This is a genomic window from Neotabrizicola sp. VNH66, from assembly GCF_049445895.1.
In the GTDB taxonomy this organism is placed as follows: Bacteria; Pseudomonadota; Alphaproteobacteria; order Rhodobacterales; family Rhodobacteraceae; genus Pseudogemmobacter.
Map to the genome: position 1 here is coordinate 408966 of NZ_JBMSDW010000002.1, position 24106 is coordinate 433071.

Here is a 24106-nt window from a genome sequence, read left to right on the forward strand (position 1 = left end):
TTCCCTTTGCCTGCAAAAGCGGCTATAGGCCCGGGACATTCCCGAGGGCAAAGATGTTTCGATATTTCGAAAACCTCGTGGACCCCTATGGTCCTTACGAGCAGACCGACACGCCACCCCGGCGGCTTTGGCCGTTTCTGAAAGAGTATATCCGCCCGTTCCGCAAGGTGTTCGCGGTGACGGCGGTTCTGTCCGTGGCCGCGGCCTTTCTGGATGTGGCGCTGATCTGGTATCTGGGCCGTCTGGTGGACCTGCTGACCGAAACCGGCGCGGCGGGCTTTGTGGCGGCGCATGGCTGGGAAGTGCTGACCATGGCTTTGGCCGTCCTGGTGTTGCGACCGCTGATCCTTGTGGGGAATGTGGCCCTTCTGCACAACACCATCCTGCCGAACTTCGGCACGATGATCCGCTGGCGCGCCCATGCCCATGTGATCCGCCAGCCGGTCGGCTGGTTCGAAAGCGATTTCGCGGGCCGGATCGCCAACCGCATCATGCAGACGCCGCCCGCCGCGGGCGATGCGGTGTTCCAGACCTTTGACGCCGTGGCCTTTGCCAGCGTCACCGTGGTGGGCGCGGGGCTGATGCTGGCCGAGGCGGATCCCCGGCTTCTGGTGCCGCTGCTGGTGTGGCTTGTCCTTTATCTGTGGCTGGTGCGCTGGACGATCCGCCGCGCGGGTCCGGCGGCCAAGGCCAGTTCCGACGCGCGTTCTGCCGTGACCGGGCGGGTGGTGGATGCCTATACCAACATCCATTCGGTCAAGCTTTTCGCCCATCATCAGGGCGAGCTGGATTATGCCAAGGAGTCGATCGAGACCGCGCGCGAGACGTTCAAGCAGGAAATGCGGATCATCACCAAGATGGATCTGTGGCTGACGGTGCTGAACGGCTTCCTGATCGTGGCGATCATCGGCTGGGCCATTGCACTCTGGCTGCAGGGCGCGGCTTCGGTGGGCACAGTGGCGGCGGCTTCGGCGCTGGTTCTGCGGCTGAACAACATGACCTATTGGATCATGTGGGCGTTTTCCTCGTTGGTGCAGGCGCTTGGCGTGGTGCAGGAGGGGATGGAGACCATCACCCAGCCCATCGGTCTGGTCGATGCGCGCGGCGCGAAACCGCTGGATTACCGCGCCGGTCTGATCGAGGTTCAGGGCGTGTCGCATCATTACGGCCGCGGCTCGGGCGGGTTGCGCGACATCACTCTGACGCTGAAACCCGGTGAGAAGATCGGGGTGGTCGGCCGCTCCGGCGCCGGGAAATCCACGCTGGTGAAGCTGATGCTGCGGTTCTACGACGCCGAGACGGGACGCATCCTGATCGACGGTCAGGACATTGCGCAGGTCACGCAGGACAGTTTGCGCCGCAAGATCGGCATGGTGCAGCAGGACAGCAGCCTGATGCACCGCTCGGTCCGGGAGAACATCCTTTATGGCCGTCCCGACGCCAGCGAGGAGGAGATGGTCACCGCCGCAAAACGGGCCGAGGCGCATGATTTCATCCTGACGCTGGAGGACCCGCAGGGCCGCAAAGGCTATGATGCCCATGTCGGCGAACGGGGGGTGAAACTTTCGGGCGGGCAGCGGCAGCGGGTGGCGCTGGCGCGGGTGATCCTGAAGGATGCGCCGATCCTGATTCTGGACGAGGCGACCAGCGCCCTGGACAGCGAGGCTGAGGCCGCGATTCAGGAGGCGCTGTATGGCGTGATGCAGGGCAAGACGGTGATCGCGATTGCGCACCGCCTGTCCACCATCGCGGCGATGGACCGGATCGTGGTTCTGGAAGACGGCGCGATTGCCGAAGAAGGCAGCCATGCCGAGCTTCTGGCGCAGGACGGGCTTTATGCCCGGTTCTGGGCCCGGCAATCCGGCGGATTCATCGGGCTGGACGAGGAGGCGGCGCAATGAACGTGATCCAGAGCCTTGGTAATCTGGTTGATGCCTTCCGCCCGGCGGATGGCCCGCCTCCCCGCCATCTGGGCGCCTTCTTCCGCTGGTGCCTGAAGGGATCGTGGCCGGCCCTGTGGCTGGCCGCGGTCATTTCCGCCATCGCCGGCGCGACCGAGGTGTTTTCGGCCACCATTCTGGGTTGGGTGGTGGACGCAGTAAGTAACGGCGAACCGGCCGTGTTCTTTGTGGAACATGCGGCACTTCTGCTGTTGTTTCTGGCCTTCTACCTGATCCTGCGTCCGGTGGCCTTCGGGCTTTCTTCGGCCTCGAACTCCATCGTGATCGGGCCGAATGTGATGCCCCTTGTGCTCAGCCGGTTGCACCGCTGGACTTTGGGGCAGGCCGTTACCTTCTTCGACAATGACTTCGCGGGCCGCATCGCGCAGAAGCAGATGCAGGCCGCCCGCGCCGTCACCGACACGGTCACGGAAATGATCAACACCGTGGCCTTTGCGCTGGCCTCGGTCATTGGTTCCGTCATCTTCCTTCTGGCGATCGACTGGCGGATGGCGGCGGCTCTGGGCGTCTGGCTGGTGGCCTATATGCTGCTGATCCGGTTCTTCATGCCGCGGGTGCGGGTGAATTCCGCCGCGCGGGCCGGGGCGCGGGCCATGGTCTCCGGTCAGGTCGTGGACACCATCACCAATATCAAGACGGTGAAGCTGTTTGCCCATGCCGCGCATGAGGACCGCGTGGCGCTGGACGCGATGGAGGTGTTCCGCGACAAATCACTGGAATTCGGTGAGATTTCCACATGGTTCCGGCTGTCCCTGATGACTTTGGCCGGGCTTCTGCCGGTGCTGCTGATCGGCGGCACGGTGCTGATGTGGACGCAAGGCGCGGCCACCCCGGGTGAGATTGCGGCAGCGGGGGCCATCTCGATCCGGATTTCGCAGATGTCGGGCTGGGTCAGCTTTACCCTGATGGGGATTTATACCTCGGTCGGGGAAGTGGAAGACGCGATGAACACCCTCGCCGTGCCGCATCTGCTGGCCGATGCGCCGGATGCCCTCGCGCTGGACCGGGTGCAGGGCGCGGTGGATTTCGACCATGTCAGCTTTGCCTATGGGAAGCGGCGTGGTGGGGTGCAGGGGCTTGATCTGCATATCCGGCCCGGAGAGCGGATCGGGATCGTCGGCGCCTCTGGCGCGGGGAAATCCACGCTCGTCTCGCTTCTGTTGCGGCTTTACGATGCCGAAGAGGGGCGGGTGACGGTGGACGGGCAGGATGTCCGCGGCGTCACGCAAGAGAGTTTGCGCCGCAACATCGGTATGGTCACGCAGGAAACCGCGATGTTCAACCGGACCGCGCGGGACAACATCCTTTACGGCCGGCCCGATGCCACCGAAGAGGACATGATCGCTGCCGCCCGCGCAGCCGAGGCGCATGAATTCATCCTCCAGATGCAGGATGACAAGGGCCGCAAGGGCTATGACGCCTTCCTTGGCGAACGCGGAGTGAAACTGTCCGGCGGGCAGCGGCAGCGCATCGCGCTGGCCCGGGCTTTCCTGAAGGACGCGCCCATTCTTGTGCTGGACGAGGCGACCTCTGCCCTCGATTCCGAGGTGGAGGCCAGCATTCAGGCCGCCCTTGGCCGGGTGATGCAGGGCAAGACCGTGCTGGCCATTGCGCACCGCCTGTCCACCATTGCGGAAATGGACCGGATCATCGTGCTGGATCAGGGCCGCATCGCCGAACAGGGCAGCCATGAAGAGCTGATCGCACAGGACGGGCTGTATGCCCGCTACTGGAAGCGGCAATCCGGCGGTTTCATCATCACCGACGAAGATGAGCCCGAGGCCGCGGAATGAAGCTGACCGTCGAACGTCTGGGCCATCACGGCGACGGCATCGCGCCGGGGCCTTCGGGTCCCGTCTTCGTTTCCGGCATCCTGCCGGGCGAAGAGGTGGAGGGCACGCTGAACGGCGACCGGCTGGAGGAGGTGCGGATTGTCACCCCCAGTTCCGCGCGGGTGAAACCGCCCTGTGTCCATGCGCGGGCCTGCGGCGGATGCCAGTTGCAGCATGCGGCCGATCCGTTCGTGGCGGACTGGAAGCAGGGGGTCGTCCGGCAGGCGCTGGTGCAGCAGGGGCTGTCGGCACCGATCCGGGACGGGGTGGCGACCTCTCCACCTAACAGCCGGCGGCGGGCCACCCTGTCCGGGCGGCGTACCAAGGGCGGTGCCCTTCTGGGCTTTCACGCACGCGGCCGCGATCTGATCATTCCGGTGCCGCAGTGCCGGTTGCTGCATCCTGATCTGATGGCCACCCTGCCCGCGCTGGAGGCGCTGGTTGTGCTGGGCGGATCGCGCACGGCGGAACTGTCGCTGACCGTCACCCGCAGCCTGACCGGGCCGGATGTGACGGTGACCGGCGGCAAGCCTGCCGATGCCACATTGCGGATGGATCTGGCCCGTCTGGCCGAGCAGTTCGGGCTGGCCCGGCTGACCTGGGACGGTGAAATCGTGGCGCAGCGAATCGAACCACAGGTGACCATGGGCGGTGCCCGCGTCGGCTTTCCCCCCGGCGCTTTCATGCAGGCGACCGAGGCGGGCGAGGCCAGCCTTCTGTCCGCCGTGCGTGAGGCCGTGGGCGGGGCAGCGGGCCAGCCGCGCCGGGTGCTGGACCTGTTCAGCGGCATGGGTACCTTCAGCCTGCCCCTGGCCGAGGTGTCCGAGGTTCATGCCGTTGAAGGCGATTCCGTGCTGACCACCGCGCTGGACCGGGCCGCCCGGATGGTGCCGGGGCTGCGCCGGGTGACCGCCGAAACCCGCGACCTGTTCCGCCGCCCGCTGGAGAGCGACGAGCTGAAAGGATATGGCGCCGTGGTCATCGACCCGCCCCGCGCGGGGGCCGAGGCGCAGGTGGCGCGGCTGGCCGCTTCGGCCATTCCCGTCATCGCCATGGTCAGCTGCAACCCGGTGACATTTGCCCGCGATGCGCGGATTCTGGTGCAGGGCGGCTATGCTTTGGACTGGGTGCAGGTGGTGGATCAGTTCCGTTGGTCGGTTCATATCGAGGTGGCCGCCCGGTTTCACCGCGCAACATAACGAATCCGTGAGCGACGCCTTTCTTCGTGGTGCTGGCCTGAAGCCCGAAAATCGGCTATCGGAAAGAAAAAACAATCAGGCAAAACAACGATGCGGGCATTCCGGTTCCTTCTGCTTTTCGTGCTGGCCCTTGGGCTGGCGGCATGCGGCAATTCCAAGTTCAAGACCTACCGCGGACCCGAGGTCACGCAGGTGCAGGTCCACAAGGGCGCGCGCAAGATGTACCTTCTGCACGATGACAAGGTGCTGAAGGAATATGACATGGCGCTTGGCTTCGCGCCGGTCGGCCACAAGGAGTTCGAGGGGGACGGCAAGACGCCCGAAGGCGTCTATTACGTCAACTACAAGAACCCGAATTCAGAATATCACCTGTCGCTGAAGATCTCTTATCCCAACCCGCAGGACCGGGCCTATGCCAGTTCGATGGGCAAATCGCCGGGTGGGGATATCTTCATCCACGGCGGGCCGAAGAAGAAGATCTATCAGCGCGACTGGACCGCGGGCTGCGTCGCCGTCTCGGACAAGGAGATCGAGCGGATCTATGCCATGGTGAAGGAAGGGACCCCGGTCTACATCTTCCCGTGACCGGGTTTTTCTGCGGGATCATATAAGAACAGGGCGGCCGCGGCCGCCCTTTTGCATGTCAGGCGCCGGTGACCATGGTCCACCAGATCTTGCCGCCTTCTTCCTGATACCAGGCGAACCCCAGCTGCCGTGCGGCGGGGTCCATGATGATGGCACGCTGATCGGGGGCCTCCATCCAGGTGGACAGGGTTTCCAGCTCGGTCTGGTAGGTTTCCGAGATATTCTCGCCCAGAAGCTTGCCCGTATAGCCCACGCGCTGCACCCGGGTCAGCGGCGAGGATCCGTCCGAACCGAAGTGCCACGGCCGGTTCTGCACCGACATGTCACGCGAATGTGTTTCCGCCGCGGCATTCAGCTGCGCATTGAAGGCCAGCGGCTGCAGCCCCTTGGCCGAGCGCAGGGTATTGACCGAGTCGAGAAATCTGTAGGGAATCTGCTGCGCGACATCCGGGGTGATCCGGTAAACCCGCGGCAGGGGCTTGCCATCCGGGCCCAGCTGGACCTCGCTTCCGCCCGATACGCAGGCTGCGAGGAAAAGCGCCGGCCCAAGCAGCACGACCGTTCTTCTGTTCATTTTTTCCACCACTGCACGAGCCCGCGAAACGGGCACCTCGCCTTTCGTTTAGCGAAAACGCGCCGCGCTGGCAAACATTCGCCAGCGCATTGCCGCCGTGTGACGGGGCTTTGATTTGCGGGTTTCCGCCGGAAGGCGTATGAAAGCGGCAAAGAACAACATCCCGAGGAGTCGAGGAGTTTATCATGAGTGGCAGCCCGCTGAACCGCCGCCGCCTGCTGGGCGGGGCCGCCGTGGCCGTTGGTGCATTGGCCGTGCCGGCGCTGGTGCGCGCGCAGGATTCCGACGCGATCATCCGCAACAACGCCTCCAGCTTCCGGATGCTGGACTGGAACAGCTATTTCGACAACACGCGCAAGGGGGCCATCCTGGTCGACATCACCTCGCGCGCGCTGCATTACTGGTCCGAGGATCAGTCGATCTACCGGCTTTATCCGACCTCGGTTCCGCTGTCGGACGATCTGACCCGCAAGGGCCGGACCGAGGTGGTGCAGAAGGTGGTGAATCCCAGCTGGCGGCCCACGCCGTCGATGAAGGAACGCAACCCCGAATGGCCGGATGTGGTCGAGGGCGGCGCCCCGGACAACCCGCTTGGCACCCGCGCGCTTTACCTCAGCTGGACCTATTACCGCATCCACGGCACCCATGACACCCGCAAGATCGGGCGCAAATCCTCGAACGGCTGCGTCGGTCTTTATAACGAGCACATCGAGGAACTTTTCGAGATGGCGCAAGTTGGAACACAGGTGTTGCTAATTTGACGATATCCGAATGGTCATCTGCAGGCTGCGACGTGCCAGATTGCAATTTCTGCGCACAGAGGTTTAACAGATGATCACGAGGACAGTCTTGGGTGCGTGCCGTCGCCTCTGCAACAACTGATGGCACGCGATAACTGGAGGTTTACTATGAAGAAAATCGCGCTCGCCGCTGCGCTGTCGGTTGCTGCTTCGTCCGCCATGGCTGGTGGCCTGGTTGAGCCGGTGATGGAGCCGGAAGTCGTCAAGGCTTCGACTTCGTCGTCGTCCGCTGGCATCATCGTTCCGCTGCTGCTGCTGGTGGTCATCGCCGCCGCCGCCTCGAACTAAGCGGTTCAGACTTCAGGAAAGGACGGCAGTTTCGGCTGCCGTCCTTTTCATTTGTGCGGATATTCCCTGTCCCGCATGGCGGGGAAAGGGCGCCTCAGCGCCCGATCCAGCCCGCCAGATTCTCCTCAATCACCGCGACCAGCGCCGTCACATGGGCCGGGTCGTCGTTCAGGCAGGGGATATAGGTGAAGACCTCTCCGCCAGCGTGCAGGAAGGCCTCCTGAATCTCGCCCTGAATTTCTTCCAGCGTCTCGATGCAATCGGCGCTGAAGGCGGGGGCCATCACGGCGATGCGCTTCTTTCCCTGCTTCGCCAGTCCGGCCACATGTTCCACCGTATAGGGCTTCAGCCATTCCTCCGGCCCAAAGACCGACTGGAAGGTGGTGTCGATCGTGCCCTTTTCCCAGCCCAGCCGTTCCCGCAGCAGGCGCGAGGTTTTCTGGCACTGGCAATGGTAGGGGTCGCCATCCGTCAGATAGCGTTTCGGCATGCCGTGGTAGCTGGCCACCAGAACATCGGGCCGGTGATCCAGCGCGGCATAGGCGCGTTCCACCGATCCGGCCAAGGCCTCGATATACAGCGGATGTTCGAAATATTCCGGCACGGTGCGGGCGGCGGGCTGACGCTTTTCTTCCATCAGGGCCCGGAAGAACTGGTCGTTCGCCGTGCCCGAGGTGGCGCCCGCGTAATGCGGATAAAGCGGGAAGAACACGATCTTCGTGCAGCCCGCCTCGACCATGGCGCGGACCTTGGATGCGGTGGAGGGGTTGCCGTAGCGCATGCAGAAATCAACCATCACCGCCGCGCCGTGGCGCTCGGACAGCGCGGCTGCGATGGCCGCCGTCTGTGCCTTGGTGATCGTCAGCAGCGGGGATTCGTTCAGCTCTTCATTCCAGATCAGCTTGTAATTCGCGCCCGAGCTGAAAGGGCGCTTGGTCAGGATGATGGTCTGCAGCAGCGGCTGCCATTTCCATGACGGATAGTCGATCACCCGCTTGTCCGACAGAAACTCGTTCAGATAGCGTCGCATCGACCAGTAGTCATAGCCGTCCGGCGTGCCAAGATTGGCCAGAAGCACGCCGATCTTCGGCGGTTTCACCGGCGGATGGCCGGCGGGGATAGGGCTGGCCGGGGCAGAACCGTCCATCTTGCGCGCTCCTTCTTCTGTTCCGTTCCCAGATATAGTCTGGCGCGCGGCGGTCAACCGGGCGTGCGGTCGCGGGGCAGGGGATGTTCCGTGGCATTCAGCGCATCGGCCAGCCGGGCCGCCGCCGAGCCGGGGCGCAGCGGTTTCTGTTGGCTTTCATGCGGGGTCCAGCCGGTCAGGCAGATCACCTCGAACGTGGCTTCGATCCGGTCGCCGGGTGAGGGGAAGCTGCGGGCGTAGATCTCGGCCGCGCGCAGGAACAGCGCGCGAGGCACGGGGCGGCGCAACCGGGCGGCCAGCGCGTTGCTTTCGCCCATGGCGCGCAGATCCTCGGCCAGATGGAAGAGGTTGCGATAGGCCACCTCACGGGTGAAGCCGTCGGCCACCGGCAGGGCGAACCCCGCGCGTTGCAGCAGGGCGCCTGCGTCGCGGATTTCGGCCATGGGCAGCACCCGGGGCGACAGGCCGCCCAGAACCTCAGCCTCGGCCTCGGCCAGAACGGCGCGCAGCTCGTGCAGGGTCTGGCCGCCGAAGAACAGCGCAAGGAACAGCCCGTCCGGCCGCAGCGCCCGGTGCGCCTGCACCATCTGGCCCACCGGATCGTCGGCCCAATGCAGCGCCATGGCATGCACCACGCAATCCTGCGCGCCGGGGGCAAGGTCCAGAATGGCACTGTCGGGGATGACGCGGGCCTGCGGGAAGGCGCGCTGCCACAGATCGGGGAAAGCCGACACGATCACCAGATCCGTAAAGGTTCTGTTAACCGTTGCCAGTCTCTCCTTCACCTCCAGAACCGCCTCTTCCTGCAGGAAGAAGGCCGGTTCCGGCAGACGCATGGCGCGGGTGCGGTGCTGCGCCAGCGCGGCGCGGTCGGTCAGAAGGGGGGGCTGCGACATGGGCGGGAACCATAGGCGGGCAGGATGAAGATGCAAGCGGTGATCGCGGCGGTTTATCCCCCGCAATGCGTGACCTGTGACACACAGGTCGCCAGCGACTTCGGCCTGTGCCCGGCCTGCTGGCGCGCAACGCCCTTCATCACCGGGCTGACCTGCGGCACCTGCGGCGCGCCCGTTGCGGGTGAAGGGGACGAGACAGGGGTTCAGTGCGACGATTGCCTTGCCAACCCGCGCCCGTGGTCTGTCGGGGCGGCGGCGATGCTGTACCGCGACAATGGGCGCAAGCTGGTGCTGGCCCTGAAACATGGCGACCGGATGGAACTGGCACGGCCGGCGGTCCATTGGCTGCGCCGCGCGGCGCAGCCGATGGTCCGGCCGGGCATGGTGGTGGTGCCGGTTCCGCTGCACTGGCTGCGGCTTCTCCGGCGGCGCTACAATCAGGCGGCGCTGCTGTCGGGCGGGCTGGCGCGCGATCTGGGGCTGCCGCATTGCCCCGATGCGCTGCTCCGCCGCCGCAACACCGGCAGTCAGGAGGGGCGGGACCGCGAGGCGCGCTTTGCCGCGTTGGCGGGGGCCTTTACCATCCATCCCCGCCGCGCCGCGCGGATTGCCGGGCGCCCTGTGCTGCTGGTGGATGATGTGATGACCTCGGGCGCCACTTTCGCGGGCGCGGCCACGGCGCTGATTGCCGCAGGTGCAACAGAGGTTTGCGTCCTGTCACTCGCACGCGTTGCGAAGGATGCCTAAATCCCTATAGTTCGCACCGAACCGGGGACCCCGCATGCAAACCGTTGAAATCTACACCACACCCTCCTGCCCTTATTGCCACGCGGCCAAGCGGCTGCTGACCCGCAAGGGCGCGGAGTTCACCGAGATCGACGTAAGTGCCGATCCCGACCTGCGCGCCGCGATGACGGACCGCGCCCATGGCCGCCGCACCGTGCCGCAGATCTTTATCGGCGGACAGCATGTCGGCGGTTCGGACGATCTTCACGCGCTTGACCATCAGGGCAAGCTGGACGCGATGCTGGCCGGATGACCCGCGTCGCGCTGATCCAGCTGACCGTGACCGACGATCCTGCCGCCAATCTGCGGCAGGTGCTGGGCTATCTGGATCAGGCGGTGGCGGGCGGCGCGGAATTCGTGCTGACGCCCGAGATGACGAACTGCCTGTCCTCCAGCCGCGATCATCAGCGCGCGATCTACCGGACCGAAGATGAGGATGAGACGCTGGCCGCGCTGCGCGCCGCGGTGGCGCGGGCGGGGGTCTGGCTGCTGATCGGCTCGCTTGGTCTGCAGACCGGCGATGCGGACGGGCGGTTTGCGAACCGATCCTTCCTTGTGGCGCCGGACGGCGGCATTGCCGCGCGCTATGACAAGATCCACATGTTCGACGTGAACGTGTCCGAGACCGAGGTTTACCGCGAAAGCGCGGGCTATCGGCCCGGCAACCGCGCCGTTCTGGCCGATACGCCCTTCGGTCCGGTGGGGATGAGCGTCTGCTATGACGTGCGGTTCGCCTATCTTTACCGCCGTCTGGCGCAGGCCGGGGCGCGGGTGCTGACTGTGCCCGCCGCCTTCAACCACATCACGGGCGAGGCGCATTGGCATGTGCTGCTGCGGGCCCGCGCGATTGAGACGGGGTGCTGGGTTCTGGCGCCCGCGCAGACCGGCTTTCACGCCGAGGCGCATGGCAAGGGCCGCCGCACTTTCGGCCATTCGCTGGTGGTAGCCCCATGGGGCGAGGTGGTGGCGGATGCCGGGACGGAGCCGGGCGTTCTCTTCGCCGAGATCGACCTTTCCGCCGTGGACCGTGCCCGCGGCCGGGTGCCGTCGCTGAGCCACGACCGTCAGGTCGAAGGGCCATGAGCGAGCGCAACGACGATCTGGCGGTTGCGCTGTTCGGAGAGCTGTTCATGGCCGATCAGCTGGCCCGCAACCGCGTGTCCAAGGCGCTGCCCAAAGGGATGGAGCTGTCGCATTTCTCGGTGCTGAACCATCTGGCGCGGATCGGTGACGAACGCACGCCTGCACAGCTGGCCCGGGCCTTCCACGTCACCCGCGGCGCGATGACCAATACTCTGAACCGGCTGGAATGGGCGGGGCATGTGCATATCCGCCCCGACTGGGACGATGCCCGGCAGAAATTCGTGGCGATCAGCCCCGCGGGTCGCGCGGCGCGGGATGCGGCGGTGCAATCCGTGGCGCCGCTGATCGGCGAGGTGGTCGATGCGCTTGGTGCCGACCGGGTGCGCGCGGTCCTGCCGGTGCTGCGCGAATTGCGCGCCCGGCTGGAGCGTGAGGGCTGAGGCGGCAGGGGCCGGGGAATAGACAATCCCTCCGGCCGGCCATAGTTTGCAGCGGTTCCGGGGGATGAGCCGCCCCCGCTGTTGCATGTAAGTCCGGAGGCCATCAGGGCGTGGTTGATCTTGTCGTGACCGGAGCGGGAGGGCGCATTGCCCGTTTCCTCCGCCTCGCCTGGGCCGAAGCTGCGCCTGCGGATTTGCGGCCGATTTGGGTCGGGCGCGGCGACGGATATGACCTGTCATGGGACATCGGGGCCGGAACCGTGCCGGTCTGGCCGCGCGGTGCGGTCGTGCTGCATCTGGCGGGCGTGGTGCGGGGGACAGAGGCAGATCTGGCCCGCAATGCGGCGTTGATCCCGCCGCTTCTGGCGGCCTGTGCGCAGAACGGCGCCGCGGCGCTGCTTTTCGCTTCGACCGCGGCGGTCTATCGCCCCTCGGCTGTTCCGGCCGGAGAGGACACGCCGCCCGATCCCCAGAACCCCTATGGCCGGGCGAAACTTGCGGCCGAGCATCTGGTTGCGGCGGCCACGCTGCCGGTCACCCGGTTGCGCATCGGCAATGTGGCCGGGGCTGATGCGCTTCTGGGCCGCAATGACGGTATCGTCCGGCTGGACCCGGTGCCCGGGCGCGACAGCGGTCCGGTCCGGTCCTGGATCGGGCCGAAGACGCTGGCCGTGGTGCTGGCCCATCTGGCGGCGCTGGCACCGCAACGCCACCTGCCCGCAGTGCTGAACGTGGCATCGGACCCGCCCCTGCCGATGGAGGCGCTGCTGGAGGCCGCCGGACGGGCGTGGCACTGGGGGCCGCCCAATCCGGCGGTGGTGCCCGATGCGGTGATGGCGGTGGACCGGCTGGCCGCGCTGTGCCCGTTGCCGCAGGCGGACGCCGCCGGTCTGATTGCCGAAATCCGCAGTCTTGGAGTGCGCGCATGACCCTGTCCAAGCGCCTGTTCGATATAACACTCGCGCTTTTGCTGATGTCCGTTCTGGCCCTGCCCACCGGGGTGCTGGCGCTGTGGGTGCTGATCCGTTCCGGCCGGCCGGTGTTTTATCTGTCCGAACGGATGAAGACCCCGACCGAGGCGTTCCAACTGTGGAAGTTCCGCACCATGACCGTGGCCTCGGGCGATACCGGCGTCTCGGGCGGGGACAAGACCGCGCGGATCACCCCCGAAGGCCGCATCCTGCGGCGTTTTCGGCTGGATGAGATCCCGCAGCTCTGGAACATCCTGAAGGGCGACATGAGCTTTGTCGGACCCCGCCCGCCGCTGCGCCAGTATGTCGAGCGTTTCCCCGGGCTCTACGGTGCCGTACTGCAAAGCCGGCCGGGCGTGACCGGGCTGGCGACGCTGCTGTTCCATCGCCATGAAGAGCGGATTCTTGCCGAATGCCGCAGCCGCGAAGAGACTGATTCTGCTTATGCGAAACGCTGCGTGCCCAAAAAAGCGTATCTTGACCTGATTTATCAGCGAAACCGTACCCTGTGTTATGATGTTGTGATTGTCATCGACACCGTTAGGAGGGTATTCCGTAGGCATTGATCCCTACGGAGCATGCTATAAGGACGGCAGCTTCGCTTAATATGACCCATTTCGGACTGTCGGCCCCCGCTGGCCAATGAACACAGGACAGACCTTGATCATGGACTTGTTCCGCCGCTCTCTATTCGGCTTCTCACAGGCGTTGACGCGCCGCAGCAAACAAATTTCCATCTGGCTGATTGATGTGGGCGTGGCGCCAGCCGGGTTCCTGATCGCCTGCATGTTCACTTATTCCGCCTTCTGGCCCGAGGCGCATCTGTCGCGGCTGGCGCTGCTGTTTCCCATGCTGGCGCTGACCGGCGGGATAGCATCGCTGTTGCTGGGCCTGCCGTGGGTCAAGCTGAAAACCTATGAATCCTTCGGCATCGGGGGCATTTTGCCCTATTCTGTCATCCTCGGGGCTGCGGCCCTGACCATGACCCTGCTGCCCGAGCTGGCTTTCCCGGTGGTGGGTACACTGGCCTTTACGCTGATCGTGCTGTTCCTGTCCTACGGCATCCGGATGGCGCTGCTGACCATGTTCATCTGGGCGCTGCGCTACAAGAAACCGCAGGTCAAGGTGCTGATCTACGGCGCGGGGACCACCGGGCTTCAGCTGGCCTCGGCGTTGAAGTCGCATGAGACGATCACGGTTGCCGGCTTCATCGACGATGATGAGACATTGCACCGCGAACGGCTGGCGGGCCTGCGCATCCATCCGGGGTCGGAGATCGAAGAGATCGCCCGCAACCACGAAATCTCGCGCGTGATTCTGGCCATGCCGTCGATTTCGGCACCGAAACAGGCGCAGATCGGCCGCAAGCTTCAGGCGCTGGGGCTGGAGGTGCAGCTTCTGCCGTCCTTCGCGCAGCTGATCGGGACCGAGGTTCTGGTGGACCGTCTTACACCGCTGGTGCCGATGGCCTTTCTGGGCCGCGACCGGCTGGACGGCAGCCTGCCCAGCGGAAGCTCGGCCTATATGGGCGCGTCGATCATGGTCTCGGGCGCCGGTGGTTCGGTCGGGTCAGAGCTTTGCCGCCAGATTCTGGCCTGCCGCCCGCGCAAACTGGTGCTGTTCGAGGTCAGCGAAGTTGCGCTTTACAATATCGACCGGGAACTGCGCGAGCTGTGCAATGACAAGGTCACGCGGATCATTCCGGTTCTGGGTTCGGTGACGGATGCCCGCTCTACCCGGCAGGCGCTGGATGACCACGAGGTCGAGATTGTCCTGCATGCCGCGGCCTACAAACACGTGCCGCTGGTCGAGGAAAACCCGATCTCCGGCCTGACCAACAATGTCCTTGGCACGCGGACGCTGGCCGATGCCTGCGTGAAACACGGGGTCAAGCGGTTCCTTCTGGTCTCGACCGACAAGGCGGTGCGGCCGACCAATGTGATGGGCGCATCGAAGCGCTTTGCCGAACTGGTGATCCAGGATATGGCGCGGCGGTCCGGGCGGACGCAGTTTTCCATCGTGCGCTTTGGCAATGTGCTGGGTTCTTCCGGCTCGGTCATCCCGTTGTTCAAGGAACAGATCGGCCGCGGCGGCCCGGTGACCCTGACGCATGAGGATGTGACCCGCTATTTCATGACCATTCAGGAAGCGGCGCGTCTGGTGCTGCTGGCCGGTTCGTTCAGCGACGACGCCAGCCATGGTCAGGCCGATGTCTTCGTGCTGGACATGGGCAAGCCGGTGAAGATCCGGCAACTGGCCGAGCAGCTGATCCATGCCGCGGGCTATACCGTGCGCGACGGTGCGAATCCCTCGGGCGATATCGAGATCAAGGTGGTGGGCCTGCGTCCCGGCGAAAAGCTGCATGAGGAGCTTTTGACCGATGATCAGGATCTGAAGAAGACACCGCATCCAAAGATCCTGCGCGCGGCCGAAAACCCCGCGACCGGCCTTTCAATTCCGGGCGCGATTCAGGAGCTTGGCCGACTGGCTGCGCTGGGGGATGCGAATACAGCGCGCAAGCTGGCGCTGGATGTGGCCTTTGGCAAAGCGGATCCGGCCCCGTTCCGGGTGATGACTGCGGCGAACCAGTCATAGTCTGCGGGAATGGCGATGCCGGGCATGCGGAATGCTTGCCAGCGCCCGCTGCTCCGCCCATAGATGGGATGCCGGAGGGACCAAAGTGGCACGCAGCTGGACCAACACCTTTCTGATGGCCGCCATGGCCCTTGGGGCCACCACGCTGGCCGCCGGGGCCGAAATGCGGCCGACTCTGACCTTTTCGGGCGTTCCGGGCCTGGTCGACATGCCCTCGGGCGAGGCGATGCCCGACGGCGCCGTCACCATATCGGTTGCAGGCTTCGGCCCGATCAGCCGCACCACGCTCAGCTTTCAGATCGCGCCTTGGATTTCCGGCAGTTTCCGGCTCCAGAACGTGCGCAACTGGAACGATGCGGTGCTGGGCACGCCGCTGGACGATGGATATTCGTCTTACAATGACCGCAGTTTCGACCTGCGCTTCCATGTGCTGCGCGAATCGAACTGGCTGCCTGCACTGACCGTCGGGCTGCAGGATTTTGCGGGCACCGGGGTTTATGCGGCCGAATATGTTGCGGCAACGAAAACCTTCTCGGACCGGGTGAAGGTCACAGCCGGGGTCGGCTGGGGCCGGCTTGGCAGCTACAATTCCATCGGTGCGCCCTTTGGTGACCGGCCGGAACCGGACGTGGGGCAGGGTGCAAAGCCCAACCCCGAGACATGGTTCCGCGGCCCGGCCTCGGTCTTTGGCGGGGTGGAATGGAAGATCAACGACAACTGGACGCTGAAGGCGGAATATTCGACCGACGCCTATGAGGTCGAGGCCGGAGACCGCAAGACGTTTGAACGCGACAGCCCGTTCAACTTTGGCATTGAGTACCAGCGCGGCGACACGTTCCGGATGGGGGTTTACTCCCTTTACGGGTCAGAGGTGGGGCTGGGCTTTCACCTGATCCTTGATCCGAAAACCCGCAGCACGCCGGGCATTCTGGGGGCCGCACCGGTGGCCGTGAAGGTGCGCCCGTCGCGTGCTTCGGACCCCGAATCCTATGATGGCGGCTGGGTGACCCAGCCCGATGCAGACGCTTTGCTGCGCAAGAGCCTGGGCAAATATCTGGAACCCGATGGCATCTACATCGAGGATTTCAAATATACGGCCGGTACGGTTCAGATCCGCATCCGCAACAACACATTCGATTCCGGGGCCCAGGCCGTGGGCCGGACCGCGCGCGCGCTGAGCCATATCATGCCCGCTTCGGTCGAGGTGTTCGAGATCGTGCCGGTGGTCCGCGGCATGGGCACGTCGAAGATCACCATCCGCCGCAGCGATCTGGAAACGCTGGAACATACGGCGGGCAACCATGCCGTGCTGCATGATCGTGTCACCTTCTCGGCGGCAGAGCCGCGGCTTGGCGGCAGCGGCCCGGATGACGCGCTGTATCCCAAATTCACCTGGCGGCTGATGCCCGCGGCCCGGCCCAGCGATCCGCTGCGCGGCGACGTGGGTCTGCGATTCTCCGGCACTTATGAGCTGGCGCCGGGCTGGATCGCCTCCGGTCAGGTCTACAAGCGGCTGGCCGACAATTACGACAAGATCAGCCGTCCGAAGGAGTTTTCCGGGCTGCCTTATGTCCGCAGCGATGTGGGCAGATACAACAAGAACAGCAGCCTGTCGTTCGAACGTGTCACGCTGGCCTGGTATACCCATCCCGCAGACAATCTTTATACCCGCGTCACCGCCGGTTATCTGGAACGGATGCATGCCGGGGTTTCGGCCGAAGTGCTGTGGAAGCGGGTGGACAGCCCTTTTGCCCTGGGTGTCGAGGTGAACTACACCAAGCAACGTGACACGGATGGCGATTTCGGCTTCGGCGAATACGATTATTCGATCGTGACCGGTCATGTCTCGGCCTATTACGATTTCGGAAACGGCTATCTGGGGCAGCTGGATGTGGGCCGCTATCTGGCGGGCGACATCGGGGCCACCGTCAGCCTTGACCGTGAATTCGCCAACGGCTGGCGGCTTGGCGCATTTGCCACGTTCACCGATGCCAGCTCGGCCGATTTCGGCGAAGGCTCGTTCGACAAGGGCATCCGGCTGTCGATCCCGATGAACTGGATTCTCGGCGCGCCCGCCCGTCAAGAGATTGATCAGACCATCCGCCCGCTGCAACGCGACGGCGGGGCCCGGGTCGATGTGCAGGGCCGGCTGTATGATACGATCCGCGATTATCACGTGGACCGGCTGGACGATCAGTGGAGCAGGGTATGGCGCTGAAATCTCTGATCGTCGCGGTTCTGGCGACGGTCACCATCGCGGGCTGCGCGAAGATCAAGGAAAGCCCGGCAGGCACGCTGATCGCGTCGCTTCTGGCCGCGAAAGAAACCCCGGTCCCCGCGAAATCCATCCCGCGGGCCGAGATCGAGAAGGCGGGTCAGCCGGTGCTCTGGGCCAATATGGCCGAGACGAAGCGCGATACGCTGATGCTGATTCGCGACCGCAAGGCCAATGGCATTCTGTCCTGGGGCACCCCTGACGGCGTTTTGCTGACGTTCCGCGACGGTGTGCTGATCGAAACCCGCGGTCTGGGACCGGACCTCCTGTCCTCAGCCATGCCGCTGCGCACGACGCTGCTGCAGGGCAACGGCCATTCGCGGACCTATTTCGTGCTGGGGCCGGATGATGTGGCACAGCGCATTGATTTCACCTGCAGCATCAAGGGGCGCCAGGCGGACAATATCGCGGTCTTTGGCCGCGGTCATGCCACCACCCATGTCACCGAATATTGCACCAGCGGCATCGGCAGCATCACCAATGAATACTGGATGGATGGCGCGGTGATTCGCAAAGCGCGGGAATGGGTCTCTCCCGCAATGGGTTATCTGGAATTTGAGCGGATCATCGACTGATTTCTGTGCAAGGATGCAGAGTGGGCGGTCCAAAACGCTCGCGCCGCAGTGCAGAAAGCGGAAAGCTGCCCAAATTTGCCACAGCTCTGGACTTCGTTTCAGAATGTGCTCGAAAGTAGAATCTGCTTACTTTGATCTGACGCTGTCAGATGGTATGTGGAAACAGAAGTCATTTTAACCTGGAGGCATCCATGAAGAAAGTTCTGATCGCTTCGGTCGCTCTGTCCGTGCTTGGCACGGCAGTGTTCGCCGGTGGCCCCGTTGTCATCAAAGAAGAAGACGAGCCGATCGTCGTCACCGGCACGACCTCGTCGTCGGCCGCTGGCTGGCTGCCGCTGGCTGCCGGTGCCGTTCTTCTCTGCGCCGCTCTGTGCGGCGGTGACGGTACCTGATCCGACGGATCGTCCGAAGAAGCCAATGAAAAGGCCGGTCGAAAGACCGGCCTTTGTCTTTTCCTGATCAGGTGTGGGCTGGGGGTCCGGCCTCAGTAATCCTTTTCCAGGAACAGGCCGATCCCGCTGTTGCCGTTGCCTTTGACGCTGCCCTTGACGGTGACGCCGGGCCGCAGGTCAAGATTCAGGTTGATCTGGGTATTGCCGTTCTGGTCCACGCCCACCTCGGTATAGACATTCTCGGAGATGTACTTGCCGGCCTTCACCGTGGCGCTGCCATCGGCGTCGGTGGTCACATCCAGATCGTCGAAGCCGAATCCCTTGCGCAGCTTGCCGATGATGCCTTCGCCGCCGCGTCCGGCCAGCGTGGCCACCGCACTGGCCAGCTGGGCCGCCTGAAAGGCCGAGATCGTGTCCAACCCGCGGCCGAACAGCAGCCAGGCCAGCACCTCTTCCTGCGGCAGTTGAGGTTCGGACGAGAAGGTGACCTCAGGCGCATTCGCCGGCCCGGTGATCGAGACGATGCTGGTCACATCGTCGCTGGTATTGCTGGCCGTCACCGTCAGGTAGGGGTTGAAATCCCCTTCCATCACCAGCGATGCCTCGGACAGGTCCAGCCGCTTGCCCAGAATGTCCAGACGGCCGCGGATCAGCTCCAGCGTGCCGGAGGGCACGATATTGTTCAGCGTGCCGCCGACCCTGAACTCTCCGCCCAGTTCGGCATCCAGACCGCGGCCACGCACGAAGATCCGGTTCGGGGCCGAGATCAGGATATCCAGTGCCCAAGGCGGCAGGCCAGAGGCGCTGCTGCCACCGTCGCCGCCGCCTTCGCCCGCATGGGCACGGGCGCGGGTGGCCCGGACGGCGGCGCTGTCGCCGATATGGGACACCTTGTCCAGATCGGCCGCCGTGGCAAAGCCGGTGGAGGGCACCCGGATTTCGGTTTCATCCAGCGCGATGTTGCCGGTCAGCGCCGCCGATCCCAGCATCGGGCCGGAAAGCCGCAGGCTGCCGTTCAGCGTTGTCTCGTAAAGTTCAGGATCGCGCAGGCGCAGCCCGTCCAGAGTCAACGCCAGATCGGCGCGATAAGGCGCGGCGAGGGCGAGCGGACCGTCCAGCCGCAGCCGGCCGCCGCGTGGCAGTTCCGCCGTCGCGGTGACCCGGGCAGAGCCGCCGGACAGGTCGGCACTGACCGCCACCCGTTCCAGCGACAGGCCACGTGCGGGCACCGCGACGCTGCCACCGGACAGGGTCGCCCGGCCCGACAGGTTCTGCAGCGCATAGCCGCCTGAGAGCCGCATGTCGTAAGACAGCGCGCCCGCCAGCGTCACCGGATCTGTGAAGGGATTGGCCACGGCCGCATTGGCCGTGCCGGAAACGGCCAGGTCGGGTGCCGAAGCGCCCGCCCGCCCGCTGACCCGAAGGTCAATACCTGCAGGCCCCTGTGCGCGCAGGTCCAGCGTCACATCCTGTCCCGCCGGACGCACCGTGCCCGAGAGCGTGACCGGCCCCGGAAACTCCGGCTGGATCAGCGCCAGATCGCGGAGCCGCCCGGTGACGCGCAGGGTGCCGTCGCTGCCTGCGGCGGCCACCTCTGCCGTCAGGTTCGGGGCCGAAAGGTCAAAGCTGCGCAGAACCGGCGTTCCATTCTGCAAGGCGGCTTCCACGGCCAGGGTCGAGGCGCCACCGATGAGCCGGTCCACCTCTGGCTGGCCGATGCGAAGGTTGTTTCCGGTTCCGTTCAGCGACAGGGTGGCATTCTGGGCCGTGCCGTCGAACCGCGCGCTGGCCTTCAGGCCACCGCCATAGCGGCCACCCAGATCGGCAAGATCGCCCCAGTCCAATGTGGCATCCAGCACCGAGCCCGCGGTGGCCAACGTGCCCGCCGCGGTCAGCTTCAGCGTGCCCGCATCTGCGGTGAAGCTGCGCAGCGCCAGCCCGGTCTGATCCCGCACCAGCTTTGCCGTGATGACCGAGGAACCGGCCAGCAGGCGGTCCGCCTCGGCAATGCCGGATTTCAGCCCGGTGCCGATGACCGAAAGATCAAGATCGAAGGCGCCGGTCAGCGGCTGGATGGTGCCGGCAACCGTGGCCTCGGCCGCGCCGCCAAGGCTTTGCCCGGCAAGAGCCGAGAAACGCGACAGATCCTTTGCCGACAGGGCAATCCGTCCGGTCGTGGTCAGCGCGGTATCCAGTCCCTGAATGGCCAGCGAGGCCGTGGCACCGTAATCCGCTCCGTTCAGGACGATCTGCGGCAGGTCGAAACTGCCGCTGCCTTCGCGCCATACAAATTGCGTGGTGCCCGAGACATCGGGGCCAAGCGCCGCCAGCAGCGCCGCATCCAGTCCGCCGATGGCGGTCAGCGCGAAATCCAGCGTGCCTGCGACACCGCGTTGCCCCGCCAGCCGGTCGATAGTGCCGGAGCCTTTCAGCGTGGCGCGGTCCAGCGTCAGATCGGGGCGGTCTAGTCCTGTCAGCACCAGATTGGCGGTCCAGCCGCTGTCCTGCGCGGCATCGAACTTCAGGCCCAGATCGGCGCGGTCCACCCGCGTCTCATTCGGGCCGGAGATCGGCAGCAGCACCGGGCTGCCATCGGGCAAGGCAATCGCCGCGGTCAGGTCGAATTTCTCCGGCAGCCCATCGGCGGCCAGTGCAAGGGTGCCGTCCAGCGTCAGCGCGCGGCCCTGAAGCGCCAGTTCCGACAGGTCCAGCCGGCCGTCCGCAAATTGGCGGCCCTGAACGCCGATCCGCAGATCGGTGCCCAGGAATTCGGCATAGGCGGGCAGGAACAGCGGCGCGGGGTTGCCGGTCAGCTCGGCCGCGAAATCGCGCGCGCCCTCTCCGGCCGCCTTCAGTGTGATCGGACCGGACAGCCGCTCTTCCCCGTCGCTTTCCAGCCGGAATTCGGCGGCGAAATCATCCAAGGTGCCCTGACCCTGCAGGATCAGCGCGGCGGCAGGTGTGCCGGGCAGGCCAAGTTTGGTGGCCACGATCCCGTCCGCACCTTCACGGGCGTCAAGATTGACCGAAATCTGGCCGGTGGCGTTGGAATAGCTGGCGTCGAGCACGATCTGCCCGTCGGGGCCGGAATCGGTGCGCTGGATGGTCAGCCCGGCGGTGCCGTCGCCGCCCGCAAGGTGCAGCTTTGCCGAAAGCGTGCCTTCCAGCGGCTGGCCCAGAACGGATTCGCCCAGAACGATACGGTCGGCCCGGACCTCGCCGATGTCGATGGAGACCGGCAGTTCCGGCAGGCTGAATGTGCCCGCTTCGGGCGTGGGGGTGGTCTCATCCGCCGGCACCGCAGGAATGCGGGTCAGGATGATTTCCTTCGCGCTCAGCTCATTGACGATGACCTGACCGGAGAGCAGGGCTGTCCTGCTCCAGTCCAGCACGACATCGTTCAGCTCCAGCCAGATGCCAGTGTCGTCGGCGATGGTCATCTTCGCGATGGTCGCGCGGGATGACAGGGCGCCGGTGAAGCCGTCGATCACCACATTGCGCCCAGCACCGGACAGATTTTCCTCAAGGAAATTCGTGAGATAACCCTTGTCACCGCTGTCCTGCGCAAGGATGGGGGATGCCAGAGGAAGGGCAAGGGCGGCGGTCAGGGCGAAAGGAACAAGCGCGCGCATCAGAAAGACTGCCCCAGACCAATGTAAAGCTGAACCCCGTCGCCGGTATCGCCGCCTACGGGGGCGGCCACGTCCAGACGGATCGGGCCGAAGCCGGTTTCATAGCGCAGGCCAAGCCCCGCGCCCGCATGCCAGCCGCCCAGATCGTCGAAGAACCCCTCGCCCCCGATGCGGCCGGCATCGACAAAGCCGACCACGCCGATGCTTTCGGTCACGCGGGCGCGCACCTCGAACGAGCTGGCCAGCATGAATTTGCCACCGATCAGGAATTCGGACCCCATGCCCCGCAGGACGGGAATTCCCAGAGATTTGTAGGGCTGTCCGCGCACCGTGCCGCCGCCGCCGGAAAAGAACAGCTCATCCCGGGGCGTGCCCAGCAGGCTGCTGCCATAGATCGCGCCGCCTTGGATGCGGGCGGCCAAAGTAACGCGGTCGCGCTCGCCAAAGCTGCGGTAGCCCCGGGTGTCGAAGGTCAGGCGAATGCCGGAATCGGTGGTGCCGAAGCCGAGGAAGGGCTTGGCCGTGGCGTCGATATAAAAGCCGCGGCGCGCATCGGTGGTGCTGTCGCGCCGGTCCCAGGTCAGGCCCAGCGGCAGCGAGAGGTTGCGGTATTCGAACTTGCCGCCCGGGTCACTGCCGCGGACGTATTCGTATTGGATACCGGCCCGTGCCGTCAGCTGATCCGAGACATATTGGGTGAAGGTCAGCCCGAACTCTGCCAGATCGGCCTGATAATCCTCTTCGTCCAGATGGCCGAGGGTGAAGGTCAGCCCGGCGGTGGTGTCGCGGGTCAGGGTTGCCGGGCGTTCGATCGAAATGGTCAGCCCGTAATCGGCCCCGCTGTTCTTGGCGCCGATGTTCTGGATCGCGCCTTCGATCTTGAACCGCTCTCCCCCGCCCAGAAGATTGCGGTGCAGCCAGTAGCCGGTCAGCGCCAGCCCCTCCTGGCTGGTCATCTCGGCGCCCACGGAATAGCGGCGGGGCTTCTGTTCGGCGACGGTGATCTCAATGGGAAGAAGGCCGCCGTTCAGGATCGTCTCGCTTTCCGACAGGGTGACCGAGGAGAATACACCGCTGCGCCGCAACCGGGCCGAGGCGCGGTCGAGTTCAAGCTGAGAAAACTTTTCCCCCTCACGCAGGCCGGCGATTTTCAGGATGCGGCGCACCTCCATCCGGTCGGCACCTTTCACGGTGACGGGGCCGAAGCGCAGTTCGGGGCCGGGGTCCAGCCGGATGTCGGCCGACAGGGTGGCCGAGGGGTGATGCGCCACGATGTCTTCGCGCACGGGGCGGACCTTGGCGAAACCGGCATTGCGCCAGTCCAGCGTGGCCTCATCAACCGCATCTTCGATGACGCCGGTGGCGGCGACCTCTCCGGGGGCGAATTCGACAGGAAGTTCGGTGTCCGGCCGCAGCGGACCGACCTCAGTCTTCGAGAATTTGAACCGGGGTCCGGTTTCCACGCGGACGGCCACGGTTCCGACGCGCGACGGCGCATCCAGCGGGGCGATGGCCGAAGCCTCGCGCCCGTCGATGGTGATGCGGATGACGGCAGAGAAATAGCCCTCGGCATAGAGTGCGCCAAGGATATTGGCGTAATCGGCCCGGGCGGCGGCAAACAGGTCTTCGGCATCGGTGTTGCCATCCACCTGCTGGGCCAGAAGAAGCGAGGCGCCACGCACCGTCTTTTCCAGCGCCTTGTCACCCCCGGTGACGGCAAAATCCAGCCGGTCCAGCGCCGGTGAGGGCTGTGGCACCGCGACCATGGCCAAGGCGGCAACCAGTGCAACGCCGGAGGATTTCAACAAGAATTGACGGATGGACACAGGTCGCACGAACACACCCCCAAGGATCGGGAATCAGTATGGCAGGCAGGGCGCCAAGGGCAACACCCTGCGGTAAACTCTGGCCCGGGGACCGCAACAGGTTGATCACGGGCCTGGGATACATACTTTCAATGGAATCAGCAGCTTGTGATCGGATGGCCGCCAAGCGACGGCTTTCGGTCATACGGGCAGGCCGCTTTCCGCCGTTTTTCCGGCCCTTGCGAAACGTGCGGGTCCGGCGTATATGCA

The 24106-nt window shown here is 65.0% G+C and carries 21 protein-coding genes; 16 read left to right on the forward strand and 5 right to left on the reverse strand.

The features are described from left to right. The first annotated feature begins 53 nt into the window (after positions 1-53). From ACO2Q5_RS04505 to ACO2Q5_RS04520, 4 genes are all read left to right on the forward strand, one after another. Positions 54-1901 (forward strand): ABC transporter ATP-binding protein, encoded by a 1848-nt coding sequence (locus ACO2Q5_RS04505; protein WP_423288406.1) that lies wholly within the window; start codon positions 54-56, stop codon positions 1899-1901. Then, complete coding sequence (locus ACO2Q5_RS04510) at positions 1898-3754, forward strand: ABC transporter ATP-binding protein (RefSeq protein WP_423288407.1); 1857 nt, start codon at positions 1898-1900, stop codon at positions 3752-3754. Before ACO2Q5_RS04505 ends, ACO2Q5_RS04510 begins: the two co-directional genes overlap by 4 nt. Further along, positions 3751-4992 carry a class I SAM-dependent RNA methyltransferase gene (locus ACO2Q5_RS04515; protein WP_423288408.1) on the forward strand — a complete coding sequence of 414 codons (1242 nt, stop codon included), beginning with the start codon at positions 3751-3753 and terminating at the stop codon, positions 4990-4992. Before ACO2Q5_RS04510 ends, ACO2Q5_RS04515 begins: the two co-directional genes overlap by 4 nt. Before the next feature lie 90 nt (positions 4993-5082). Continuing rightward, the gene (locus tag ACO2Q5_RS04520) at positions 5083-5577 is read left to right on the forward strand and encodes a L,D-transpeptidase family protein (protein ID WP_423288409.1); all 495 of its coding nucleotides are present in this window, start codon (positions 5083-5085) and stop codon (positions 5575-5577) included. A 58-nt stretch (positions 5578-5635) separates the two neighbouring features. On the opposite strand, the gene ACO2Q5_RS04525 is transcribed toward ACO2Q5_RS04520, so the two are convergent. After that, on the reverse strand, positions 5636-6151 hold the full coding sequence (locus ACO2Q5_RS04525; protein WP_423288410.1) for a CAP domain-containing protein: 516 nt from the start codon (positions 6149-6151) through the stop codon (positions 5636-5638). A 185-nt stretch (positions 6152-6336) separates the two neighbouring features. Here ACO2Q5_RS04525 and ACO2Q5_RS04530 point away from each other — a divergent pair, with 185 nt between their 5' ends. Both ACO2Q5_RS04530 and ACO2Q5_RS04535 read left to right on the forward strand, forming a co-directional pair. Beyond that, on the forward strand, positions 6337-6912 hold the full coding sequence (locus ACO2Q5_RS04530; RefSeq protein ID WP_423288411.1) for a L,D-transpeptidase: 576 nt from the start codon (positions 6337-6339) through the stop codon (positions 6910-6912). Positions 6913-7059: 147 nt separating this feature from the next. Beyond that, positions 7060-7239: a hypothetical protein gene (locus ACO2Q5_RS04535; protein WP_423288412.1), complete on the forward strand. Its 180-nt coding sequence runs from the start codon at positions 7060-7062 to the stop codon at positions 7237-7239. Positions 7240-7333: 94 nt separating this feature from the next. Here ACO2Q5_RS04535 and hemH read toward each other — a convergent pair whose 3' ends face one another. Together hemH and ACO2Q5_RS04545 are read right to left on the reverse strand one after the other, a co-directional pair. Then, positions 7334-8386 (reverse strand): ferrochelatase, encoded by a 1053-nt coding sequence (gene hemH / locus ACO2Q5_RS04540; protein ID WP_423288413.1) that lies wholly within the window; start codon positions 8384-8386, stop codon positions 7334-7336. A gap of 53 nt (positions 8387-8439) precedes the next feature. Beyond that, positions 8440-9282: a methyltransferase domain-containing protein gene (locus tag ACO2Q5_RS04545; protein ID WP_423288414.1), complete on the reverse strand. Its 843-nt coding sequence runs from the start codon at positions 9280-9282 to the stop codon at positions 8440-8442. 24 nt (positions 9283-9306) lie between these two features. Here ACO2Q5_RS04545 and ACO2Q5_RS04550 point away from each other — a divergent pair, with 24 nt between their 5' ends. The 10 genes from ACO2Q5_RS04550 (at position 9307) to ACO2Q5_RS04595 (ending at position 18399) form a co-directional block, all read left to right on the forward strand. After that, a complete protein-coding gene (locus ACO2Q5_RS04550; protein WP_423288415.1) occupies positions 9307-10029 on the forward strand; it encodes a double zinc ribbon domain-containing protein in 723 nt (240 codons plus the stop codon). A gap of 34 nt (positions 10030-10063) precedes the next feature. Further along, positions 10064-10321 carry a glutaredoxin 3 gene (grxC, locus tag ACO2Q5_RS04555; RefSeq protein ID WP_423288416.1) on the forward strand — a complete coding sequence of 86 codons (258 nt, stop codon included), beginning with the start codon at positions 10064-10066 and terminating at the stop codon, positions 10319-10321. Further along, positions 10318-11151: a carbon-nitrogen hydrolase family protein gene (locus ACO2Q5_RS04560; RefSeq protein ID WP_423288417.1), complete on the forward strand. Its 834-nt coding sequence runs from the start codon at positions 10318-10320 to the stop codon at positions 11149-11151. The genes grxC and ACO2Q5_RS04560 overlap by 4 nt, the downstream gene beginning before the upstream one ends. Next, positions 11148-11591, forward strand: a complete 444-nt coding sequence (locus ACO2Q5_RS04565) for a MarR family winged helix-turn-helix transcriptional regulator (protein WP_423288418.1) — start codon at positions 11148-11150, stop codon at positions 11589-11591. The genes ACO2Q5_RS04560 and ACO2Q5_RS04565 overlap by 4 nt, the downstream gene beginning before the upstream one ends. A gap of 110 nt (positions 11592-11701) precedes the next feature. Next, positions 11702-12520 (forward strand): NAD-dependent epimerase/dehydratase family protein, encoded by an 819-nt coding sequence (locus ACO2Q5_RS04570; protein WP_423288419.1) that lies wholly within the window; start codon positions 11702-11704, stop codon positions 12518-12520. Next, positions 12517-13128, forward strand: coding sequence for a sugar transferase (locus ACO2Q5_RS04575; protein ID WP_423288420.1), 612 nt, complete (start codon positions 12517-12519; stop codon positions 13126-13128). Before ACO2Q5_RS04570 ends, ACO2Q5_RS04575 begins: the two co-directional genes overlap by 4 nt. A gap of 100 nt (positions 13129-13228) precedes the next feature. Next, positions 13229-15157, forward strand: coding sequence for a polysaccharide biosynthesis protein (locus tag ACO2Q5_RS04580; protein WP_423288421.1), 1929 nt, complete (start codon positions 13229-13231; stop codon positions 15155-15157). Positions 15158-15242: 85 nt separating this feature from the next. After that, positions 15243-17375: a YjbH domain-containing protein gene (locus ACO2Q5_RS04585; RefSeq protein ID WP_423288422.1), complete on the forward strand. Its 2133-nt coding sequence runs from the start codon at positions 15243-15245 to the stop codon at positions 17373-17375. Then, positions 17366-18007 carry a YjbF family lipoprotein gene (locus ACO2Q5_RS04590; RefSeq protein WP_423288423.1) on the forward strand — a complete coding sequence of 214 codons (642 nt, stop codon included), beginning with the start codon at positions 17366-17368 and terminating at the stop codon, positions 18005-18007. Before ACO2Q5_RS04585 ends, ACO2Q5_RS04590 begins: the two co-directional genes overlap by 10 nt. 191 nt (positions 18008-18198) lie before the next feature. Continuing rightward, positions 18199-18399 carry a hypothetical protein gene (locus tag ACO2Q5_RS04595; protein ID WP_423288424.1) on the forward strand — a complete coding sequence of 67 codons (201 nt, stop codon included), beginning with the start codon at positions 18199-18201 and terminating at the stop codon, positions 18397-18399. A 92-nt stretch (positions 18400-18491) separates the two neighbouring features. On the opposite strand, the gene ACO2Q5_RS04600 is transcribed toward ACO2Q5_RS04595, so the two are convergent. Both ACO2Q5_RS04600 and ACO2Q5_RS04605 read right to left on the reverse strand, forming a co-directional pair. Beyond that, positions 18492-22031 (reverse strand): translocation/assembly module TamB domain-containing protein, encoded by a 3540-nt coding sequence (locus ACO2Q5_RS04600; protein ID WP_423288425.1) that lies wholly within the window; start codon positions 22029-22031, stop codon positions 18492-18494. Next, complete coding sequence (locus ACO2Q5_RS04605; protein ID WP_423288426.1) at positions 22031-23866, reverse strand: autotransporter assembly complex protein TamA; 1836 nt, start codon at positions 23864-23866, stop codon at positions 22031-22033. Before ACO2Q5_RS04605 ends, ACO2Q5_RS04600 begins: the two co-directional genes overlap by 1 nt. Positions 23867-24106: the final 240 nt, after the last annotated feature.

Excerpts from the sequence above, each read along its gene's own strand:
- ACO2Q5_RS04505 (WP_423288406.1), top strand. The coding sequence starts at position 54 with ATGTTTCGATATTTCGAAAACCTCGTGGACCCCTATGGTCCTTACGAG.
- ACO2Q5_RS04510 (WP_423288407.1), top strand. The coding sequence starts at position 1,898 with ATGAACGTGATCCAGAGCCTTGGTAATCTGGTTGATGCCTTCCGCCCG.
- ACO2Q5_RS04515 (WP_423288408.1), top strand. The coding sequence starts at position 3,751 with ATGAAGCTGACCGTCGAACGTCTGGGCCATCACGGCGACGGCATCGCG.
- ACO2Q5_RS04520 (WP_423288409.1), top strand. The coding sequence starts at position 5,083 with ATGCGGGCATTCCGGTTCCTTCTGCTTTTCGTGCTGGCCCTTGGGCTG.
- ACO2Q5_RS04525 (WP_423288410.1), bottom strand. The coding sequence starts at position 6,151 with ATGAACAGAAGAACGGTCGTGCTGCTTGGGCCGGCGCTTTTCCTCGCA.
- ACO2Q5_RS04530 (WP_423288411.1), top strand. The coding sequence starts at position 6,337 with ATGAGTGGCAGCCCGCTGAACCGCCGCCGCCTGCTGGGCGGGGCCGCC.
- ACO2Q5_RS04535 (WP_423288412.1), top strand. The coding sequence starts at position 7,060 with ATGAAGAAAATCGCGCTCGCCGCTGCGCTGTCGGTTGCTGCTTCGTCC.
- hemH (WP_423288413.1), bottom strand. The coding sequence starts at position 8,386 with ATGGACGGTTCTGCCCCGGCCAGCCCTATCCCCGCCGGCCATCCGCCG.
- ACO2Q5_RS04545 (WP_423288414.1), bottom strand. The coding sequence starts at position 9,282 with ATGTCGCAGCCCCCCCTTCTGACCGACCGCGCCGCGCTGGCGCAGCAC.
- ACO2Q5_RS04550 (WP_423288415.1), top strand. The coding sequence starts at position 9,307 with ATGAAGATGCAAGCGGTGATCGCGGCGGTTTATCCCCCGCAATGCGTG.
- grxC (WP_423288416.1), top strand. The coding sequence starts at position 10,064 with ATGCAAACCGTTGAAATCTACACCACACCCTCCTGCCCTTATTGCCAC.
- ACO2Q5_RS04560 (WP_423288417.1), top strand. The coding sequence starts at position 10,318 with ATGACCCGCGTCGCGCTGATCCAGCTGACCGTGACCGACGATCCTGCC.
- ACO2Q5_RS04565 (WP_423288418.1), top strand. The coding sequence starts at position 11,148 with ATGAGCGAGCGCAACGACGATCTGGCGGTTGCGCTGTTCGGAGAGCTG.
- ACO2Q5_RS04575 (WP_423288420.1), top strand. The coding sequence starts at position 12,517 with ATGACCCTGTCCAAGCGCCTGTTCGATATAACACTCGCGCTTTTGCTG.
- ACO2Q5_RS04580 (WP_423288421.1), top strand. The coding sequence starts at position 13,229 with ATGGACTTGTTCCGCCGCTCTCTATTCGGCTTCTCACAGGCGTTGACG.
- ACO2Q5_RS04590 (WP_423288423.1), top strand. The coding sequence starts at position 17,366 with ATGGCGCTGAAATCTCTGATCGTCGCGGTTCTGGCGACGGTCACCATC.
- ACO2Q5_RS04595 (WP_423288424.1), top strand. The coding sequence starts at position 18,199 with ATGAAGAAAGTTCTGATCGCTTCGGTCGCTCTGTCCGTGCTTGGCACG.
- ACO2Q5_RS04600 (WP_423288425.1), bottom strand. The coding sequence starts at position 22,031 with ATGCGCGCGCTTGTTCCTTTCGCCCTGACCGCCGCCCTTGCCCTTCCT.